The following is a 21674-nucleotide window of genomic DNA, read 5'->3' on the forward strand; positions in this document are numbered from 1 at the left end:
CGGTGTCTATCGCGTGGCCTCTACCTGCATGCGGGCGTTGGGCGTCTCGCCGAACATCTCCGGCGCATACAGGGCCTCGACCCGGGTGGCCGGCATGGAGAACGCACCGACATTGTTCAGGCGGACGGTGTATTCGACCTTGAACCGGCCCTTGGGCACGTATTCGTAATACGCGCGCCAGGACTCGAAGCCCTTCTCTTCATAGGCCGGCGTGGCAGCGTCGAAGCCCGAACCGCCCTTCTTCTCGCCCTGCGTGGCGATCTGCGAATCACGGCCCAGACCGCTGCCGAGGATGGTCGCGCCGCCGGGCACCGGGTCGGTCAGGGCGACCCAGGTCATGTCGGCGGATGCATCGACTTCGAGGGTCACGCGCAGCACGTCGCCGCGGGTGAGCACGCCTTTGATTGCCTGCTCGACAGGCGTGACCGTCTTCTTCACGGTGTAGCCAGCGGAGAAAGGCTGGGTGCGCGGCACCGCGGCCAGCGACTGCACGGTGAGCCAGGGCTTGCCACTGCCCTGCTGGCTGGCTTCGAGGGTGCCGCTGCCGTTTGCAGCAGGCCAGGGCAGGAACATGTCGTTGTTGCGGCGCTCGCCGTTCGCGGCCTTTTCGACCTTGCTCCAGTCGACTGCAGCGGCCACGCCGCCCAGGCTGGCGCGGGTGGTGCCGGCGACGGGGGTGGATTCGAACCGGGCGGAGAACCGCTCCAGCGCGAGGCCGCCCCACAGATTGGCGGTGGTGGTCTGCCAGGCACCGTTCTTCTGGCGTGCGATGAAACCGGTGGCGATCTTCGGCAGGTCGTCATTCCAGGCCGGATCGTCCATCACCGCCAGCATCAGCTTGGCGCTGTTGGCGTCCCCATTTGCCATCAGCCACCACCAGTAGTCGTCGCGTTCGGTGCTGAAGACCAGCCGGGTGCCCTGGTAGGAAAGGCGTGCCCGCAGAACCTGCTGGGCCTCGGCCAGCCGCTCGGCACGCTGGGGTATGTCGGTCACCCGCCGCAGGATGTTCAGCCAGTCGATCACCGCATGGGTAGGCCACTGGTTGGGACTGACGGTGATGCTGCCCAACTGCCGGCCCTGCGCCCGCCCGTAGCGTGACAGTGCCTCAAGTGCCGCGAGCTTGCGAACGTCCAGGTCTTTCTGCGGACTCCAGAAATCACGCTGGATACGCCCTTCGACGAACGCAGCCAGGCCGTTCAGCATGGCATCGCGCGATTCGGCCGGCAGCGCGAACTCGGGGTGCATGGCAGAGGCTTCGTGGGTGGCGGACAGCACGTAGGCGGTCAGGGTGTCGCTACCCCGAGCGCCCTGCTCCTCACGCGGTGGAAAGTAGCTCGCCAGGCCATCGCTGTCGAGATAGGTGGGCAACGCGGCGGCCACCGACTTCCACATGGCGCCGTCCGCCAGGCCGACGGCCTTGCTGGTCTTCTGCTCCAGGCAGGCGAAGGGGTAGTTGGCAAACCAGTCACGGACCGCCGGCAGGCCTTCGGCCAGTCGCGGTTGCAGCGACAGCTTGAGGCCGCCGCGTTTTGCACCCAGGGCCGGCAACGCACCTGCAGGCGCCGCCACGTCGAGGGTGAACCTGCCGTCGAGCTGCTGCATGGTCGCCTGCTGCACCGTCACCGGCACGGCCGGCACCAGACGCTGCCGCACCCTGAGTGCATCGCGGGCCGGCGCGGCGCCGGAGGTTTCACGCACCGCGATATCCCACTGCAGGGATTCGGTGCGCGCCGCCGCCTGCTGTTCGGGTGCGATCGCCTCCCAGAAGATCTCGCGCGCTTCGTTGGGCGGGATATCCACCGTCTGCGCGGGCAGTTCCAGCGGCGGCGCCTTGGCCGTGGCCTCGACCTTCATGGCGCGGCTGGTGGTGTTGCGCAGCGTGACCTGCGCCCGGAAGCGGTCGCCCTCGCGTACCAGGGGCGGCAGGCCGCTGATGATCTGCAGGTCCTGGGTCGCGCGGATGGTGGTCTGGCCGGTGCCGAAAAGCCCGGTGCCGGCATCCGCCACGGCGACGATGCGGAAGCTGGTTAGCGCATCGTTCAGCGGCACCTCGACCGTCGCCCTTCCCTGAGCGTCCAGCACCACACGGGGGTTCCACAGCAACAGTGTGTCGAGCAGTTCTCGGCTTGATGCATGTCCGCCACCGCCGCCCGCCGGCACCGCCTTGCGGCCGAAATGGCGGCGGCCGACGATGTCCATCTGCGCCGTGGACATCTGCACGCCCCAGGCGCGGCGCTGCAGCATGGCGTCGAGGATGTTCCAGCTGTCGTTGGGCATCAGTTCGAGCAGTGCCTGGTCGACCGCTGCCAACGCCACTTCGGCACCTGCCGCCGGCTTGCCGTCAGGCAGTTTGCCGGTGACGGTGACCATTGCCTTGCCACGCACGGCATAGCTCGTTTTGTCCGCCGCCACCTGGACGTCGATCCTGTGGGCCTGGGTGCCTACCTTGATCTCGGCCATGCCGAACCGGAAGGCCGGTTTGCTCAGGTCGACCAACGCCGTGGGCGCCACCCAGTCGCGGCCCTCGAAACGGAACGCCGACCACCATTCACGCGGTGCCCGGTAGCCCCAGGTGAAGAAGCTGTACCACGGCACCTCGCGCAGCCGGCCGCGCAGGGCCAGCACGCTGATGTAGACGTTCGGCCCCCAGCCTTCCTTCACCTTGACCTGCAGCGTCGGGTCCTGGCCGTTGAGTTGGACCACCTGGGTCTCGACGATGCCTTCGCGTTCGATAGACACCAGCGCGGTGGCGAACCGGAAGGGCATGCGCACCTGCAATTTCGCGGTTTCGCCAGGCTGGTAGGTCTTTTTTTCGGGCAGCACATCGATGCGATCGTTGTCTTCGCCGCCGAACCACAACTCGCCCTGCCTGGTGACGTAAACCGAACCGGCGGCCTGGATGCTGTTGCCCGAGCCATCCTTGGCCGTCACCACCAGCTCGACCTCGCCCGCCTGCTTCAGGTCGGCCTCGCAGCCCAGCAGGCCGCGGTCGTCGCTCTTGCCGCTGCAGACTTCTCCCAGGTCCTTGGTCTCGGTCTGGTTGTCGTAGGTGTAGAAGCCGCCGACCATCCGTTTCCGGCTGCTGGTGGTGATACGCGCGGTGGCCTTCACCGACAACGCCACACCCGCGCGTGGTTTGCCATCCAGACCCAGGGCCAGTGCCTGGAACTTCATGGTCCTGGCGGTCGACACCCAGCCTTCGGTCTTGATGCCCGCGATGACCGATGCCGGCCACAAGGTGCTGGTGCTGCGCAGGGTCTGCAGTTCACCGTTGGGGTCTGCATACAGCGCCTCGAGCAGCAGCTCACGCGGCTGGGTGGCGGCCGGCAGGTTGGCGATGCTGACCTTGCCGGCGCCGTTGCGGTCGAGTGTCACCGGCAGCTTGTCGGCGACGACCCGCGCATCGTCTGCAGCCTGAGGGGTTTCCTCGCCGTTCTGTTCGTCTTCGCCCGCAGGTCCGCTGCGGCGCTGTCTCGGCGCGTCGAAGCTGAAACCGTCGAAATCCGGAAAACTCAACGCCTTGCCCCGAACCACGGCGGACACCCGCACCGGCAGGTTGGCCGCACCGCCGCCGGCGACATAACTCACCTGCAACTGCGTGGGCACCGTGTCGACATGCACCAGAGGTTTGCTGTCCGCGGGTCCGATGCGACCCGAGAGAACCGGCAGGCGGAACTCTTCCACCCGGAAATTGCCGGTGGAGAGCACCAGGCCGCGGGTCGGGTCGTTCTCGGCGTAGTCCCGGCCGCCCTGCGCCGTCTTTTCATAGACCAGGTTGACGCTGTAGCTGCCGAGCTTTGCGGCGGGCGGCAGGCTCAGGCTGCTTTCGGCGCTGCGGCCGCCGGTGCCGGTAGTGCGCCAGGTGAGCGGCTGCGAATATTCCTGCCCGCTGCCGTCATGGGTGATGACCACCTTGGCCGGCAGCAACGCGGGCACACCGAAACCGGCGAGTGATTCGCTGCGCATGTAATGTTTCATCGACACGGTTTCGCCGGCCCGCAGCAGCGTCCGGTCGAACACCGTGTGGGCGCGCAGGTCGGGCAAGGCGGCGCTGCTGGTCGGCACGTTGAAGCGCCAGGGCTCGATGCCCCGGCTGGAATCGCTCCAGACAAAACTCATGTCGTCGGCACCCGCCACCCGGGCCCGGGCGCTCACGAAATAGGCGCGGCGGTAGGCCCAGGCGTCGCCGTTCTTCGCGCACTGGCCGGGCTGCGGCGACAAGTTTTCGAACCGCGCGATACCCGATCCGTCGGTGCGGGCCTGCGCCACTTCCTTGCCGCTGCAGTCTGACACCCGCACCACGGCGTCGGCCACCGGCCGTCCCTTGTCGAGGGTGGTCACCCAGGCCAGCGCATTTTCGCGGCCGAGCTTGAAGTGCACACCCAGGTTGGTGACCAGCGCGGTGGTGCGGACATACATCGGCCGGTCGGCTCCGTAACGTTGGTCCAGCAGGGCCGCACCCAGCCGCGGCGAGGCGATCTCGACCACATGGAAACCGGGATCGAGCGGAATGCCGATGACTTCGAACGGTCGCGGGTCGCTCTGTTCCGCCGGCTGCGGCAAGGCCAGAGCCTGAACGCCCGGACGACCGGCCAGCAGCGACACGCTGCGCGACTCGACGCCGTCGATGTCCTGCACCTTGGGCGGCAAGGGGCCTGACACATCACGTGCCGCCTGCTTTCGATCGACCGTGGTCTCGTCGTAACGCTGCACCTTGGCCAGCCAGCCGATGATGTCCGCGTCGGATTGCGGCCGCAGATCGGTCACGGTGCCCTGGCTGGCCGGCCGGCCGGGCGCCAGTCCCTTCACGCCGAGCGAGGCCTCCACGTTGCGCAGCGTGACCGGCAGCATCGCCTTGCCGGTCTTCTCGCCGTCCGGCTCGGCGAACCTTTCGATGATGCCGAACGCCGAAGCCGGAAACTTGGCAAGTGGCGGCAGCGGGCCGGTCGACACCTTCAGGGGAAACGCAGCGGCGTTCTTCAGCTTGCGACCGTCGGCATCCTGCATGTCGGCAGGCAGCTGCAGCGTGAAAACAGCGCGTTCGCCGAAGGGTCCGGGAAATTTGAGGGACTCGACCACACTGTCGTCCGGTGCCTCGGCTTCGTCGAAGGTGGGTGCCATGGCGGCACCGCTTTCGGGCTTCAGCCTGATCTGCGCGGCCAGCTTGCGGTTGACCGATGCGTTGAACTGCAGTGTCAGCGGCCGGATCGGCATGCAGGCTGCCTGGGCGTTCTCACGTTCGCAGCCGAAGGTAGCCTGGAAGGGATCGCGGACCTGGTATTGCCAGCGTTTCTCGACGCTGTTGGCGATTCCGCTCGGCGTTGCGACGCCCTTCCCGAACACCAGGCTCACATGTGCCGCTGGCGGCAGGGTGCGGTTGCAGGCCACGGTCGGGAAACGCAGCGGCGCGGCATCGGCCTCCTTGGCGAAATACCGGGTCTTCAACAAGGCCTGGCGTTGTGCGCCGTCGATCAGACGCACCGGCACACGTTCGCCGATGCCTTCGACCGAACACCACAGGTTGGCCAGCAGGCTTTCGGTGGTGGCTGCACCGGTCAGCCTCAGGATGAAAATCTGCTGTTCGTCGATACGCTCATGCGCGCCCGGCTGGATGTCGGTCACCGCCGGCCCGCCGGTGTTGAACTTGAAGCTCAGTGGCGCGGACAAGGCATCGCCCGATGGCGAGCGGAAATCAGGTTTGGCAACCGCCGTGCAGCGCTGGCCCGGGCCGAGGTCTTCGGCGAAGTCGAAAACCCAGCGCCGGTCGCTCAGCCAGCGGCCGGTGATCGCCGGAGTGCCACCGCCTTCGCATTGGAGGACCAGCGGAGCGGCTGCGGCCGCATCGCCGAACTTCACCGCCGGGCCGTCGAAAGTGGCGGTCACCTGCCGTATACGCGCCACCTCGCCCTGGGGCGAAAAGCTGCCGACCTTCAACGCCTGGGCCGCACCCGCAGCAACCAACAGAAACCCAAGGGTCATGGCCCGGATCAAGAATCGGCTGGATTGCACGGGGCGCCTCCTGTTTTTATGGAGCCGAAAGCCTACCCGCAAATCCACAAGACCCTCGAACCGTTCGTCAGCTGGACGCTGCGACAATCGCGTCCTCGCCGAATTCCGCCCGCCAATGCCGCCTGCCGCTCCGCCAGCCAACTCCAGCCGCCGCTGGGAAATAGACGCCCTGCGCGGCCTGATGCTGGTGCTGATGACCCTCACGCACCTGCCCACGCGGTTGACCACGCCGCTGGGCCAGCCCTTCGGTTTCGTGTCGGCGGCCGAGGGTTTCGTGTTGCTTTCGGCCTATATGGCGGGCCTGGTCTACGGCCGGCTCGCCTGGCGCAAGAGCGTCGGCGAGATGGAGGTAGCGTTCTGGAAACGGGCGCTGAAGGTGTACTGGTGCCAGGCCGCCACCCTGGCTTTCCTGTTCACCGTCATCGCCTTCATCGGCGTGAAGGTCGAGCAGACCGCCGTGACCGACCTGATGTCCTTCTACCTGCAGCGACCGTTCGTCGCCCTGGTGTCGGGCCTGCTGCTGATCTACGAACCGCCGCTGCTGGACATCCTGCCGCTCTATGTGTTGTTCATGCTGGTCAGCCCGTGGGTGCTGGCCCTGGCCCTGCGGCACGGATGGGCGCCGGTGATGATCGTCAGCGCTCTGCTGTGGGTGCTGGCGCAGTTCGGCCTCGGCGAATGGATCTACGACGCGACTTCGGCTTTCGTGCCGATGCCGGTTCCCTTCCACGAGACCGGGTCCTTCGCCACCTACGGCTGGCAGTTCCTCTGGATGATGGGCTTGTGGATGGGCGCCAGCCGCAACGACCCCAAGGCGCCGCCATTCCGGTTTCCGAACATGGTGCTGGTGGCTGCGGTGTTTGTCGGCGTGACCTGCATGGTGTGGCGCCACAAGGTCGGCCAGGCGCCGTTCGAGGCCAACGAAAAGCTCAACATGCTGTTCGACAAGTGGATGCTCGGCCCGCTGCGCCTGCTGGACCTGTTCGCGCTGACCATCCTCACCATCCGTTTCGGCCCCGCCCTTACCCGCCGGTTGCCGCGCCAGCATTACCTGGAGACCCTCGGCAAGGCGTCTCTGCCGGTGTTCTGCGCACATCTGGTGATCGTGCTGCTGACCCTCACCCTGTTCGGCGCCAGATTCGACCGGCCCTGGTGGCTGGATTCGCTGCTGCTGATCTTCTGTTTCGTGGCCCTGTATGTGGTGGCGCGGGTCAGTTTGTGGATCGACAAACCGCAGGAATAGACAGGCCGAGAATTTAGTTGGTCGAAGCCGGGCCGCAGGTCGAGTCGACGGCGCCTGAGGGTTTGCCAGCCCTCAAGGCCTGGCCACCGCGTTGGGCATGTCCCGTTCATTACGGACATGGACCGAGAAACTCACCAAACACGGCGGCAAACGGCCGCCCGGCGGTCAAGGTCGGTAAACCGCCTTCATCGTGTTCAGCGGCGCATGCACGACGACTGGCGCTGCGTTGGCCAACGGCTGCGGCGCAGCAGAAACCGGTGTTCCCAAAGTCGCCGGCAACTGCGCCGAGAGCAATGGCACGCCGACCTCGCCCGCCGGCGGCATGACATGCGAGCCAACGATGGCGGTCCAGAGCGCATAACCCGAGTCATTCATGTGCAGGCGGTCCGGCCCGAACAGTTCGGTGCGCGGCGCGCCGCTGCTGTCGAGCATGGCGGTGAAGACGTCGATATAGGCCGCATTCGGAAGCGACTTGACATATGCCGACAGGAGCCCGTTTGCTTCACGAATCCTGGGCATCAGCGAAGCGCGCGACGGACTCGGCTTGATGGAGATGTACGAAATGCGCACATTCGGCATTTCGCCACGCACAGTTTCTACAAAACCCTTGAAGCTCTCCAGCACCTGTTGTGGACTGCGGCCTTCTGCCAGGTCGTTATCGCCGGCGTAGACCAGCACCTGCTTGGGTTTGTACTGCAGCACCAGCTGACGGGCGAAATATTGGCAATCGGCCATCGTCGAACCGCCGAAGCCGCGGTTGATGACCGGCAGGCTGCGGAAATCGTCCGCAAGATGCGACCACATCCGAATGGTGGAACTGCCGACGAAAAGCACCCCGTCGGTCGCAGGTGCCCTTTCACGGTCGGAGGCAGCGAAAGCCGCCATGCTCGACTGCCAGCGAACCTGCGGGCCCGGAATCACCCGCGACAGCGGATTCATCGACGACATGCCAAGGCTGTCTGCTTCGAAAAGGCCAGCCGCCGCCGACCCGTTCGCCGCCGCCAGACCCGCCACGGCGAGGGACAGCGGGGCGATGCGTTTCAAGGTGCGGCGAGCGAGGCGTCGAATCTGCATGGCGTCTTTTCAGAGTGGAGCGAAGCGGTTTTGACCAGGTCGGCTAGGTAAGTTCCCCGGCTGACATCGGCTTACGACCGGAAACGTGGAGCGATTCACAAAACGTGCCAGGGCTGCATCGTCAGGGCAGAAGCAGCCACCGGGAGCGGTATTTACCCGAAACAACCCTCCACGGCAGCCGCCTGTTCAACCGACCCTGACCGGCACGAAGATTTTTTCTTCGCCCCTCTGGATCAGCAATGCCACTGACTTGCCTGCACCAGCAACCACGTTACGGACCTGCTCAACGCTTCTGGCGGGCGTGCCGTTGACGGCCAGGAGCACGTCTCCGGCCTGCACACCAGCCACTTCTGCGGGTCCGCTGGCGTCTTCGATGAGCAGCCCGGCTGCAATGCCGGACTCGGCTTTTTCATCTGCCTGCAACGGGCGGAGTGCGAGCCCCAACTTCCCCTGGCCCGGGGCCGAACCGTCGGACGCAACAGCAGCCTGTTTGTCGGAAACATTCGCCAGTGTCGCAGTCACCTCGCGGTTGCCGCCCTTGCGCCAGACTTCCAGTTTCACCTTGTCGCCAGGCGCGGCGAGGGCGATGGCGGCCGGCAGGTCGGCGGACGACACCACCGGTTTGCCGTCGACCTTGCGGATCACGTCGCCGGATTCAAGGCCTGCCTTGTCGGCCGCCCCACCCTTCTCGACGCTGGACACCAGTGCACCTTCGGGCGATTCGAGCTTGAACGAGTCAGCCAGCGCCTGGTTGACCTCCTGCACCACGACACCCAGCTTGGCGTGTTCTACCTTCCCGTGCGCCACGATTTGCTGCTCGATCTTGCTGGCAAGGTCGATCGGAATGGCGAACGACACACCCTGGTAACCGCCGGTACGGCTGTAGATCTGCGAATTGATGCCGACCACCTCGCCCCGGGCGTTGAACAGCGGACCGCCTGAATTGCCGGGGTTCACCGCCACATCGGTCTGGATGAACGGCACCGAACTGTCGTCCGGCAGGGCCCGGTTCTTTGCGCTGACCACCCCGGCAGTGACCGTGTTTTCAAAACCGAACGGCGAGCCGATGGCCAGAACCCACTCACCGACCTGCAGGTCGGCGGTGCTACCCATCGTCACGACCGGCAGATCCTTGCCGTCGATCTTCAGCACGGCGATATCGGTCTTGGGGTCGCTGCCCAGCACCTTGGCGCGGTATTCGCGGCGGTCGGTCAGCTTGACCGTGACTTCATTCGCATCCTTCACCACATGGGCGTTGGTGAGAATGATGCCATCGTGGCTGACGATGAAACCGGAGCCTTCACCACGCATCTGCTGGATGTGCGGGCGGGCCTTTCGGCCGGGCGCCTGTCCTTGCTGTTGCTCCTGGAAACGCTTGAAGAATTCGAAGAAGGGATCCGTGGGTGCCCCATCGTCACCGCCCGAGGTGTCGGAAACCTTGGTGGTGCCGATCACGCTGATGTTGACAACGGCCGGGCCGTAGCGTTTGGTGATGGTCGAGAAGTCTGGCAGTGCGATGGAAGCGCCGGGTGCGGCGGCCAGCACGGCCGGTGCGGGTTGGGCGGCGCTGCGTGTGTGCAACGCACCGACCGCGGAGACACCGGCACCGCCGATGGCGCCGGCGGCCAGCAGGGCCACCACCAGGCGTGTGGGCGAACGAAGAAGGTTGTCAGGTGACGGCATGGCTTTTGAACTCCGTAGGACGCCGACATGGCGCGACAGGCGTGATGCTGATCACGATTGCTTAGGCCTTCCTTAGAAATTCGATGCAGGTGCAGTCGGACTGCAACCTAATTTTTGTATTGATCTGAAATAATCGTCACCGTTAGGGCACTGCGCAACATCCGCGTGAAACGGATCGGCGCTTTGCTGCGTAGGTAAAAAGTGCCGCCGGAGTCCTGGCAACACAGGCCCACCGGCCGGCACCGATCGACGGTTTCATGCTTGCAAAGGTTTTATGCGCGAGGAAAAGGGGTTCACCCTCATCGAAGTCATCGTCAGCATCGCCATCGTTTCCATCCTCGCCGCCATAGCCGTTCCCTCTTACCGTTTCGTCATCAATAGCACCCGGGTTTCCAGTGACATGAACGCGCTGGTCGGCACGCTTCAGTTCGCGCGCAGCGAGGCCATCCGGCGCGGCTTGAGTGTCACGGTCTGCGCATCGGCCAACAGCACCGCCACCACCAGCGGTGTGCCCTCGCCCACCTGCGCCACTGCGGCCAACTGGCAGGTCGGCTGGGTGGCCTTTGTGGACTTGAACAACAGCGCCTCGTTCGACACCGGCGACACCGTGGTCGCCGTCCAGGGGCCACTGGAATCCCGGAACACCTTCGTCGCGAGCAACACCACCGTCGCGCTGCGTTTCAACCGGGAAGGTTTTCTGGCGGACCAGACCGCCTCGGTGATGCTGACGCTGACACCTCCGACCAATGCGGCAGCACAGAAACGCTGCCTGTCGATCAGCCGTCTGGGTCGCCTGACACCACTGAAACCCGGCATCGGGAACTGCTGATGGACACGACCCTCTTTTCAGTCAACCGTTCGCGCCCGGCCAGAGGCTTCAGCCTGCTGGAAGTGCTGGTGGCGCTGGTGATTATTTCGGTCGGCCTGCTGGGTGTCGCCAAGATCCACGCGCTGTCGATCGGCAATACGCGGGTTTCGGGCTCACGTGCGCTGGCAGCCATCTATGCCGGAAGCCTGTCGTCGGCCATGCACGCCAATCAGGCGTTCTGGCAATCGAACACCCTGGCGCCGGGCAGCTACGGTGTCAGCAGCAGCAGCATCGGCGCCACGCCGACCGTCACATCCTCGCCCGCTGCCGTGTCGGCCGAAACCGCCAACTGCGCCTATTCCGCCAGCAACACTTCGCCGCCCGCCTGCACGCCGACTCAGATGGCTTCGCACGACCTCCGCACCTGGGGCACCAGCCTGCAGCAGTTGCCGGGCGGCCAGGGCGCGGTGACCTGTGCCTCGACGTCGCCGAACCCGGTCACCTGCACGATCACCGTCACCTGGACGGAAACATACATCGCGGCCAACCAGTCCACCGTGAACAGCAGCACCAACCAGGCCGCGTCTGCCGCCTTCACCGCACTGGTGCAGCCATGAAAAGCACGTTTCGACGCCCCTTCTCCGGCCTTCGCCGGCACGCCGGTTTCACCCTGCTGGAGACGCTGATCGCGCTGGGCATCGGCGCTTTCCTGCTGGGCGGCATCGCCGTGGTGATGGGCATCACCCGCCAGAACTTCAACGCCCAGGCCGGCCTCGGACAATTGCAGGACGACCAGCGCATGGCCGTCAACATGCTGGTCACGGTGATCGAACACGCCGGGTATTTCTACAACCCGCAGACGCAGACCGTCAGCAGCGCTTTTCCCGCGACGACCCAGTTCACTTCGCCGGCCCAGTCGATCACCGGCACCAGCGGTTCGGGCAGCACGACAGACACCGTGAGCGTGCGCTACGTGCAATCTCCCACCGGAAACACGAATTCGGATTTCATGCAGGACTGCAACGGGGCAGTGAACAGCGGGACGTCGGTGAACACCTTCAGCCTCAGCAGCAGCGGCGAACTCAGTTGCGCGGTCGGTAGCCAGACGGCCCTGCCTCTGGCGTCGGGCATCAGCGCTTTCTCGGTGTTGTACGGCGTGGATCTCGACGGCGACAAGTCGGCCGACCAATACCTGCCGGCGTCTTCCATGACCACCGATTACTGGGTGGCGGTGGCATCCGTCCAGGTCAGCCTGGCGTTCACCAATCCGCTCGACAGCAGCAAGCCGATCCGTGTCGTACGGGTCATCAACCTGATGAATCAAGCATGAAAGCGTACCGAAACCAAGGCTCGCAACAAGGCATCGTGCTGGCGACCGCCTTGATTATCCTGATGGTCATGAGTGTGCTGGCGGTCAGCATGATGCGCAATTTCGGTTCACTCGAGCGCATTGCCGACAATACCCGCGACAAACAACGCGCATTCAATGCCGCGCAAAACACCCTCCAATATGCCGAATGGTGGTTGACCCAGGGTAACGGCAGTGCCGGTTCGCCCTGCGCCAGCACTTTGAGTACCGCCAACGCAAGGGTATGTTCCAACGCGCTGGTGAGTAACACCGCCACCAGTACCCAGGCGGTGATCTCGGTGATTCCCTGGAAGACATCCGGAGGAACAGAACTGGGCGTCAATTACACCCCGCCCAATATGACGGTTTCGACTTCGGGCACGGTCGACCAATATGCGGCCAACCCGCGCTGGTATGTCACTTCGCTGGGCATCGACCCGACGGCAACGCTTCAGCTTTATCAGGTCAGTGCCGTGGGGCAAGGTGGTGGTTCTGACGCGGTCGCGGTAGTCCAGAGTGTCTATGCACTCAAGAGCAATATTATCGACGCAGGAGGCCTTTGATGCGGTTCTTTTCGGTGGCGGCCTGGGCCGTCGGTAGTATTTTCATCATGCATTCTGCCCAGGGGCAGAACCTGACCGTCAGCGAGGATTTCACCGGAGCCGGCGCCAGCAAGAAATGGCTTGCGCTGAACGGGGCATGCCTCACAGCCGGCGATGCAAACGGATCCATTCCCGCCTGCGGTGCAAAGGATTATAAAAACGTCACGCAGGTGGGCGGTGTTTCCGGAACCATGCCCGACCCCGCCGGTTCCGGCGCATTAAGGTTCACCAACGCCTCGGGAGACCAGACCGGCGCCATCCTCTGGAAAGACGAATTTCCAGCAGGCAGCGGCATCAATATCACTTTTTCCACGATCACCTACGCAGGTAATGGCGCGGATGGCATCAGCTTTTTCCTGACGGACGGCACCCGGGACGTCAAGACCGCCGGCGGCCTCGGCGGCAGCCTGGGATATTCATGCTCGAACGGCAATGCGGTCTATGACGGGCTCGTCGGCGCCTACCTCGGCCTGGGTATCGACGAATACGGGAATTTCCTGAATTACCAGGACAACACATCGACCGGGTCGGGCACCAATGGGCGGGTTCCGAACCGTATCGGCCTGCGTGGTGCCGGCGACGTTTCCTGGGCGGTGCTGAATACTGACAGTCGCTATAGCAAGTATTACCCGGCCAGCAAGCTCAATACCGCCGACCGGATCAAGGCTGCAGTCCAGAAGACCTGCAGCACCGGAAAGGTTTGGGATTACAGCGCCAATGGCGATAATCCATCCAGCACCAACATCACGATTCCATATAACTACAACCTGATCGATGGAAGCCAGGTCACGCTCGATTCAACCAAACTCCCGCTGTCTTTTCCCAGTGCCAAACTTCGCACCAATGCCAAGCAGATCACTTACCAGCTGAAAATCACCCGCGACAATTACCTCAGCCTTTCGTACAGCTATAACGGCGGCACCTACCAGCAGGTGATGAAGGACCAGTCGATCGCCGCCACCAACGGTCCTCTGCCCAGCACCCTCAAGTTCGGTTTTTCCGGTTCGACCGGCGGCGCAAACAATATTCACGAGGTAATGTGTTTCAAGGCCACGCCAGCCACCAAGTCGGCCAGTGCGGCCGGCATGAATATCCAACAAGGCAACGAAGTGAAAACCGGTTCGCAGGTTTATCTCGCGGGCTACAAACAGGATAACTGGTCGGGCCAGTTCACGTCCCAGAACCTGAGCCTGGATACTTCGACCAATCTCGTCGCCATCAACCCGGTCGCCAATTGGGATGCCGCTTGTGTGCTGACCGGCGGCGCCTGCCTGACCATGGGCAGCACTACCGATAATCCGGTGAATGTCACCGTGCAGGCACCCAGTGCACGAACCATGCTGACCTGGGGGCTGAACGGCACCACGCCGGGCGGCATACCCTTCCAGTTTGCAAGCCTTTCTTCCACCCAGAAGGGCGTGATCAACGCCGGCGACTCGCAATCGAATACCAACCGCGTGAATTACCTGCGTGGCGACCGGACCAATGAAGTCGCGGCCACTACCGGCTTCCGCACCCGCGACAGTGTGTTGGGCGACATTATCGATTCAGGCCCTGCATGGGTCGGCCCACCGTCGGCCGGCTATTCGGACACCTGGAACGACAGGACCAACAGCATTACCATTCCGGAGAATGCTGCGACGGCGCAGAAATATTCCGCATTCGTCACCGCTGCAAAAACCAGGCAGAACGTGGTCTATACCGGGGCCAACGATGGTTTTGTCCACGGCTTCCGCACCGGTGCCTACGACGCAGCCGGCAACTTCATCAATACCAGCACCTATCCGAATGACGGAAAGGAAGTTCTGGCGTATATGCCGGCCGAAACGTTTGCCGCCATCCACAGCACCACGGCTGGTATCGACTACGCCAACAAGCTTTATTCACACGCCTACCACGTGAACGCCGTTCCGTATGCCGGCGATCTGTTCTATGCGGGTGCGTGGCATACCTGGCTGGTCGGTGGACTGGGCGCCGGGGGCAACGGAATCTATGCCCTGGATGTCACCGACCCGACCCGGTTTACCGAAGCAAATGCGGCTTCCATCGTCAAGGCCGATTACACCGATTCATCCATCACCTGCGCCAACGTGACCAGCTGCGGGAATTATCTGGGAAGCACCTACGGCCAACCGCAGATTCGCCGGTTCCATAATGGCATGTGGGGTTACGTCTTCGGTAATGGTTTCGACAGCACCAATGGCAAGGCCGGCATCTACGTCGTGACGGTTGATCCGGTCAGCGCTGTGCAGACGGTTTATTTCCTGAATACCAACAGCGGCACCAGCTCTGCCAAGAACGGTATTTCCTATGTCACCCCTGCCGACCTCGACGGCGACCATGTGGTCGATTATGTATATGCGGGTGACATCAAGGGCAACCTCTGGCGCTTCGACCTGACCAGCAACCTGCCCACGGCCTGGACGACGTCGATCTACGGCGGTTCGGCCACCACTCCGAGCCCGCTTTTCACCACCAACGGCAACCTGCCGATCACCACCCGGCCGACCGTGGCCATCGTGCCGGCCAACACCGGCAACGCACGGGTGATCGTCAGTTTCGGAACCGGATACAAAAGCGCCCAGACCGCCACCGCCGCCGCGACCTTCTCCAGCGGCAGCCACCGCCTCTACGGCATCTGGGACTGGGACATGGGCACGGCGACTTCGGGCTGGAACAGCAAGACGTCGAGCGCCACGTTGCGCGCTGCGCTCACCGGCACCAACACGATCAGCGAAAGCACGCTGACGGCGCAGACCATCACCGCCTTCACCACCACCCAACGCGCGGTGTCGAGCAACACGGTGTGCTGGAAGGGATCGTCCGATTGCGCTGCGTCGGGCTCCAACACCAAATACGGCTGGTACATCCTGCTGCCGACGGCATCTGAGCAAGTGATCTACAGCCCCATCCTCTATAACGGCGCGCTGCTGGTGTCGACGTCCATCCCGGCGGCCGCCAACGTGCTGAACTGCAACGACGACACCACCGACAGCGGCTGGCTGATCAACATCTCGCCGGCTTCCGGGGGTGCCTTCAAGCAGTCTTCCTTCACCACGGACTCGAGCGGAAACTTCGGCACGGTGACCATCGGCACCGCCAGTTATGTGCTGAGCGGCATCGCCACCAAGGGCGTCGGCACGCCTTCCATCGTGACGGCCGGCGGTCGCACCAACTACCTGATGCAGACGGCATCGGGCACCGGCACCACCGGCGGCTACAACCCGGCCAGCGGCGCCGTCGGCGCGCGGGTGACCTGGCAACAGATTCGATAAATCAGCTTTCCCACGTTTTTTTCCCATGCCCCACATCAAGCGTCCACGCGGTTTCACCCTTATCGAAGTGCTGGTCGTGGTGGCCATCGTCGCCGTGCTGGCGGCGGTCGCCCTGCCGACCTACAGCAAGCAGATCCGCAAGTCGCGACGCGGCGACGCCAAGATCGCGCTGCTCGACATGGCGGCGCGGCAGGAGCGTTACAACACCACCAATTTCAAGTACACCACCAGCCTGACCGAACTGGGTTATCCCGGGACGTCCAGCACCACATCGATCGCGGTGCCCAGCAGTGGCACGACCTACTATCTGCTCACGGTGACACAACCCTCCGGCGATACCAGCCAGTTCACCGCCACCGCAACGCCGCAGGGCGATCAGGCCAACGACAGTTGCGCGAGCTTCACGCTGAATTACCTCGGGGTACAGGCCCTGGCCGGTAGCCCGGGAAGTTCCGTGGCTGACTGCTGGAAATGAAAAAGCCCCGCGAGGGGCTTTTTCAACCCAGAGAACCCGGGGCGTTCAATGCGCGCCGGCGGCGGCATCGGCGCCGCCGCCTGCGCCCTTCTGCGGCGCATGCGCCAGCCAGACCAGCGGGATCAGCAACATGAACATGATGGCCGACGCATAGAACACATCGTTGGCCGCCAGCATGAAGGCCTGTTGGTCCACCAGCCGATTCATCTGCGCCAGGGCCTGTTCGCTCGTCATGCCGCTGCTTGCCAGACCACCCAGGATTCCGGTCGCCGCGTTGTTGCCCATGCTGATCGAATCGACCAGTTGGGCATGGTGCAGGATGGCCCGGTTTTCCCACACCGTGGTGGCGATGGAGGTACCGAACGCACCGGCGGTGATCCGCACGAAGTTCGACAGGCCGGACGCCGCCGGAATACGGTCCGGCGTGATGCCGGTCAGGGTGATGGTCATCAACGGGATGAAGAACAGCGCCATCGCCACGCCCTGGATCACCGTCGGAACCATGATCACGCTGAAGCTGGCGTTGGTATTGAAGTTCGAGCGCATCCAGAGCACCAGCGCAAACACCAGGAACGCGCCGGTGGCGAAACGCCGCGGGTCGTATCTGGAGATGTTCTTGCCGACCCAGGGCGAAAGCACGATGGCCATAAGCCCCACCGGTGCCAGCACCATGCCGGCGCTGGTCGCGGTGTAACCCATGTACTGCTGCAGCCATAAAGGCAGCAGCACCACGTTGCCGAAGAACAGGCCGTAGCCGACCGACAGCGCCAGCGTGCCTGCCCAGAAGTTGCGCCCCTTGAACAGCGACAGGTCGACTACCGGATGTTTGTCGGTCAGTTCCCAGATCAGGAACGCGATGAAACCCACCACGGCGATCACCGCAAGCGCACAGACGGTGGCCGAATGGAACCAGTCGTTTTCCTTGCCGATGTCGAGCATCACCTGCATGGAGCCGACCCAGATCACCAGCAGGCCGAGGCCGACGGAGTCGATGGGCAACCGGCGGATGGTCGATTCACGTTTGCGGAAGATGGTCCACACCGCGAACACCGCCAGCAGGCCGACGGGGATGTTGATGTAGAAGATCCAGGGCCACGAGATGTTGTCGGTGATCCAGCCGCCCAGCAGCGGCCCCATCACCGGAGCGACCAGCGTCGTCATCGCCCACATGGCCATGGCCAAGCCGGCAAGGGCCTTGGGATAACTCGACAGTAGCAAGGCCTGCGACAGCGGGATCATCGGCCCGGCAACGAAGCCTTGCAGCGCCCGCAGCGCGATCAGCACCGGCATGTTGGGCGCCAGGCCGCACAGCCAGGAGGTGACGACGAACAGGAACACGCTGGCCATGAACAGGCGCACCTGTCCGAAGCGTTGCGAGAGCCAGCCGGTCAGCGGCACCGCGATGGCGTTGGCCACGGCGAAGCTGGTGATGACCCAGGTCCCCTGGTTGGGACTGACACCGAGGTCGCCGGCGATGGAAGGCAGCGACACGTTCGCAATGGAGGTGTCGAGCACGTTCATGAAGGTGGCGGCGGACAGGGCAATCGTGCCCCAGACGCGCGCCGCGCCTTCCAGCGGTGGATACGGCAGCGCCGGACCGGATGGAGAAGCCATGGTGCGCCTGATCAGTGGGCCGTGGCCGAGCCGGTCGCGACCACGTTGCGCATGGCGGCCTGTGCCGCTGCCAGCCTGGCGGGCGAGCCGCCGTTGGCTGCGATCACACGGGCCACTTCTGCGTCGGCACCTTCGTCGAGCGAATGGAACACGCTGGTCTGGGATACCGCGGATTCGCGCGGTGCGTCGGCCAGCATGCGACCGTCCTTCCGGGCGACGTCGACTTCGACGTCCATCGACAGGCCGACACGCAACGGGTTCTGCACCAGTTCCTGCGGATCGAGCGCAATCCGCACCGGCACCCGCTGCACCACCTTGATCCAGTTGCCGGTGGCGTTCTGCGCCGGCAGCAGCGCGAAAGCCGAGCCGGTACCGACGCCCAGGCCGGCGACCTTGCCGTGGTATTCGGCTTTCTTGCCGTACAGGTCGGCGGTCAGGGTGACCGGTTGGCCGATGCGGATGTTGCGCAGCTGCACTTCCTTGAAGTTGGCGTCGACCCACAGCTGCGTGAGCGGGATCACCGACATCATCGGCGTGCCTGCGGTGACCCGCTGGCCCAGCTGCACGGTGCGTTTGGCGATGTAGCCGTCGACCGGTGCGGGCAAGGCGGCGCGCTGGCTGGCCAGGTAGGCCTCGCGCACCTTGCCGGCGGCGGACAGCACCTGTGGATGCTGCTCGACGCTGGTGCCTTCGGTCAGCGACTGGTTGCTGGCCAGCTGTTCGCGGGCGGCGGTGACGCCGGCCTGGGCGGCGGCCATGGCGGTCTTGGCCGTATCGACCACCGCACGGGCGTGGTCCAGCTCTTCTTTCGACACGGCGCCATTGCCGTTGAGCGAAAGGCGACGGTTCAGGTCGTCGTTGGCACGGTTGATGTCGTTCTGCGCCTTCGAGACATCGGCCTGGCGCAGCGCGATCTGCGCGGTGAACTGGCCGTTGTTGGCATACAGCGTGCGCACCTGACGCACCGCCTGGCCCAGGTTGGCTTCGGCTTGTTCGAGTGCCACACGCACATCGGCGGGGTCGAGCTTCACCAGCGGCTGACCGGCCTTAACGAAGTCGGTGTCGTCGGCCATGATGGCCATGACGGTGCCGCCGATCTGCGGCGTGATCTGGATCACGTTGCCCTGCACATAGGCGTTGTCGGTGGATTCGTAGTGGCTGGCGACCATCCACTCGTAGGCGCCCCAGCCGAGGCCGGCGATGACCACGACGGCGGCAAGCGCGGTAAGGCCCTTGCGGCGCTTGGGGTTGGAAGCTTCGGCGGGTGCGGTGGCCGGGGAGGTTTGCGGTGCGTTCATGGAGGGCTCCGGGGGAACGGATTCGGGAATATTCAAAAATCGGGTGGTGAGTCGCGTACCGTGCCTAGTGCACGGCGACCGGGGTGACGGAGGCGAGCCTGGTTTCGCCGGTATAGCCACCGCCCAGGGCACGGATCAGCGAAACCTGGGTATCGAGGCGGCGTGCCGCCAGGTCGACGCCGAGGCGACGCTGGGCCAGCACGGCGCTTTCGGAGGTCAGCACGTTCAGGTAGGTGCCCAGGCCGGCGCGGTATCGCTGGCGTGCGATGTCGTAGGCAGCTTCGGCAGCCGATTGCGCATCGCGTTGCTGCGCCTGCTGCAGGTCGATCGACCTGGCCGATGCGGCCTGGTCGGCGGCTTCGCGCACCGCGTCGATGACGGTGCTGTTGTAGCTTTCGACTGCAGCATCGAAGTCGGCAGTCTTGCCGCGCAGGTTCGCGCGCAGCCGGCCCGAATCGAAGATCGGCAGCCGAATCGCCGGGCCCACGCCCCACTCGCGGCTTGAGCCCTGGGCCAGGTTGTCGAAACCCAGGCTGTTCAGGCCCACGAAGGCGGTCAGGTTGACGTTGGGATAGAACTCGGTCTTGGCCACGTCGATGGTCTTTGCGGCAGCCTCGACGCGCCACCGGGCAGCGGCCACGTCGGCGCGGCGCCCCAGCAGGTCGGCCGGAAGGTTGCCGGGCAGCGCGACTGCGTTGTAGGAAGTCAGCGGCAAGGCCTCCAGATCCTGCATGCCGCGCGGCTGGCCCACCAGTGCGCCGATGGCATTGCGGGTCAGCGCGATCTGCTCGTGCAGCGCTTCGATCTGCTGGCGGGCTTCGGGAATGCCGGCCTGGCTCTGGCGTTCCTCGAGGCGGGTGTCCAGGCCGGCGGTGACACGGTCACGCACCAGCCCCAGCGTCTCTTCGCGTTGCGCCAGGGTGCGCTGCGCCACTTCCATCTGCGCCTGCAGGCGGGCCAGCTGGAAGTAGTTGCGCGCCACGTTGCAGGCCAGCAGAAGGCGGGCCGCGCTGGCGTCGGCCGCGGCTGCGTTGGCGGTGCCCAGTGCGGATTCGAGCGCCGCGCGGTTCTTGCCGAAAAAGTCGAGTTCCCAGCTGCCGGTCAGGCGGGCGGTGCCGATGTTCTGCGTGCTGCCGCCCAGAGGGGTCGGATAGATACCGTTGGCGCTGAAGTGCTGGCGAGTCGCGTCGAGGCTGCCGTTGAGTTGCGGGCCGTCGGCGGCACGCGAGATATCGGCGCTGGCTTGCGCGCGCTGCAGCCGGGCCTCGGCCGACTTCAGGCTGGGGCTGTCGGCCAGCGCCTGGCTGACCAGATCGTCCAGCCGCTCATCGCCGAACCCACGCCACCAATCCGCCGCCATGGCGCCGTCGGCGAACAGGTCGGGCGTGCCGGTGGCAGCGGAGGGCAGACCCAGGGAAACGCCGTCGCGCAATTGCGCCTGCGGCGCGATGCCGGACATGTTGGCGCAGGCCGTCAGGCCGAGTGCCAGCACCAGCGTGCCAAGGTAGAGAGCCACTCCGGCTCCCTGCCCGGTACGTGCCTGCGAGGTATTTTTTTGGTCTTTCATTTTTTGGAACCCTCCGAAACAGAAACAGATGGCGATGAACGAGGCGAGACGGGGTCCGTGTCGCCACCGAACGGCTGTACGTTGACCAACATGCGATTCAAGTAGTCCTTGAGCTGATCGAATTCGGCTTGGCTGAAGCCGGCGGCGGTGATGGCCTGGACTTCGGCGACGAGGTCGGGAATCTGTCGGGCGGCTTCACGTCCCTCTTCGGTCAATTCGAGGTTGACGACCCGCCGGTCCTCCACCGACCGAATCCGGCGGCAGAGGTTCTTGGCCTCGAGCCGATCCAGCAGACGGGTCATGGCGCCGGCATCGAGATGACAACCTCTTGCCAGGGACGCCACGGTGGTATCGCTCGACGTGAAAAGGCGCAGCAGTGGTTTCCATTGCGCATCCGTCAGGCCCAGGGGCTCCATGCGTCGTTCGATTTCGCCGCTGACCAGTGTCACGACGCGGCGCATCAGGTAACCGATGCTTTCTTCAGGTGCACCGACCCGGCAGAAAACCGGCACGAACACAGGTGTCGCAGGCATGTCGGATGTCTTGCTTTCATTCATGCCGTGATGTTATTTGCCTGAGCAACTATTGTCAATGCTTCCTTTGCTTCGCCATTTAATGTCACCACGCCGTAAAGCAGGACGTCGTATCCATACAACGATTTTGTAACCAGAAGCCGCT

At 64.4% G+C, this 21674-nt stretch carries 14 protein-coding genes; 7 read left to right on the plus strand and 7 right to left on the minus strand.

Features of this window, described 5'->3' with window-relative positions; all coding sequences use genetic code 11:
• Nucleotides 1-6 precede the first annotated feature (6 nt).
• Nucleotides 7-5979, minus strand: a complete 5973-nt coding sequence (locus AC3ANW_RS11745; protein ID WP_488345412.1) for an alpha-2-macroglobulin family protein — start codon at nt 5977-5979, stop codon at nt 7-9.
• 145 nt (nt 5980-6124) lie between these two features.
• On the opposite strand from AC3ANW_RS11745, the gene opgC reads away from it, so the two are divergent.
• Nucleotides 6125-7252, plus strand: a complete 1128-nt coding sequence (opgC, locus tag AC3ANW_RS11750; RefSeq protein WP_488341027.1) for an OpgC domain-containing protein — start codon at nt 6125-6127, stop codon at nt 7250-7252.
• A 165-nt stretch (nt 7253-7417) separates the two neighbouring features.
• Here the strand turns inward: opgC and AC3ANW_RS11755 are convergent, their stop codons facing one another.
• The gene (locus tag AC3ANW_RS11755; RefSeq protein ID WP_488341028.1) at nt 7418-8326 is read right to left on the minus strand and encodes an SGNH/GDSL hydrolase family protein; all 909 of its coding nucleotides are present in this window, start codon (nt 8324-8326) and stop codon (nt 7418-7420) included.
• 186 nt (nt 8327-8512) lie between these two features.
• Nucleotides 8513-10009, minus strand: coding sequence for a Do family serine endopeptidase (locus AC3ANW_RS11760; RefSeq protein WP_488341029.1), 1497 nt, complete (start codon nt 10007-10009; stop codon nt 8513-8515).
• Between the two features lie 274 nt (nt 10010-10283).
• Here AC3ANW_RS11760 and AC3ANW_RS11765 point away from each other — a divergent pair, with 274 nt between their 5' ends.
• Genes AC3ANW_RS11765 through AC3ANW_RS11790 form a run of 6 tightly spaced genes read left to right on the plus strand, consistent with a single transcriptional unit; the run spans nt 10284 to nt 16517 of the window.
• Nucleotides 10284-10838, plus strand: a complete 555-nt coding sequence (locus AC3ANW_RS11765) for a GspH/FimT family pseudopilin (protein ID WP_488341030.1) — start codon at nt 10284-10286, stop codon at nt 10836-10838.
• The gene (gene pilV / locus AC3ANW_RS11770; RefSeq protein WP_488341031.1) at nt 10838-11434 is read left to right on the plus strand and encodes a type IV pilus modification protein PilV; all 597 of its coding nucleotides are present in this window, start codon (nt 10838-10840) and stop codon (nt 11432-11434) included. Before AC3ANW_RS11765 ends, pilV begins: the two co-directional genes overlap by 1 nt.
• Nucleotides 11431-12147, plus strand: coding sequence for a PilW family protein (locus AC3ANW_RS11775; RefSeq protein ID WP_488341032.1), 717 nt, complete (start codon nt 11431-11433; stop codon nt 12145-12147). Before pilV ends, AC3ANW_RS11775 begins: the two co-directional genes overlap by 4 nt.
• The gene (locus AC3ANW_RS11780; RefSeq protein WP_488341033.1) at nt 12144-12728 is read left to right on the plus strand and encodes a pilus assembly PilX family protein; all 585 of its coding nucleotides are present in this window, start codon (nt 12144-12146) and stop codon (nt 12726-12728) included. Before AC3ANW_RS11775 ends, AC3ANW_RS11780 begins: the two co-directional genes overlap by 4 nt.
• Complete coding sequence (locus AC3ANW_RS11785; RefSeq protein WP_488341034.1) at nt 12728-16042, plus strand: pilus assembly protein; 3315 nt, start codon at nt 12728-12730, stop codon at nt 16040-16042. Before AC3ANW_RS11780 ends, AC3ANW_RS11785 begins: the two co-directional genes overlap by 1 nt.
• Before the next feature lie 25 nt (nt 16043-16067).
• The gene (locus AC3ANW_RS11790; protein WP_488341035.1) at nt 16068-16517 is read left to right on the plus strand and encodes a type IV pilin protein; all 450 of its coding nucleotides are present in this window, start codon (nt 16068-16070) and stop codon (nt 16515-16517) included.
• Nucleotides 16518-16562: 45 nt separating this feature from the next.
• On the opposite strand, the gene AC3ANW_RS11795 is transcribed toward AC3ANW_RS11790, so the two are convergent.
• The 4 genes from AC3ANW_RS11795 to AC3ANW_RS11810 form a co-directional block, all read right to left on the minus strand.
• Nucleotides 16563-18131 carry a DHA2 family efflux MFS transporter permease subunit gene (locus AC3ANW_RS11795; protein WP_488341036.1) on the minus strand — a complete coding sequence of 523 codons (1569 nt, stop codon included), beginning with the start codon at nt 18129-18131 and terminating at the stop codon, nt 16563-16565.
• A gap of 11 nt (nt 18132-18142) precedes the next feature.
• Nucleotides 18143-19429, minus strand: a complete 1287-nt coding sequence (locus AC3ANW_RS11800; protein WP_488341037.1) for an EmrA/EmrK family multidrug efflux transporter periplasmic adaptor subunit — start codon at nt 19427-19429, stop codon at nt 18143-18145.
• Nucleotides 19430-19493: 64 nt separating this feature from the next.
• Nucleotides 19494-20996: an efflux transporter outer membrane subunit gene (locus AC3ANW_RS11805; protein WP_488341038.1), complete on the minus strand. Its 1503-nt coding sequence runs from the start codon at nt 20994-20996 to the stop codon at nt 19494-19496.
• A complete protein-coding gene (locus tag AC3ANW_RS11810) occupies nt 20993-21529 on the minus strand; it encodes a MarR family winged helix-turn-helix transcriptional regulator (protein ID WP_488341039.1) in 537 nt (178 codons plus the stop codon). Before AC3ANW_RS11810 ends, AC3ANW_RS11805 begins: the two co-directional genes overlap by 4 nt.
• Nucleotides 21530-21674 lie beyond the last annotated feature (145 nt).

The organism is Xylophilus sp. PBN-3R (assembly GCF_057747805.1).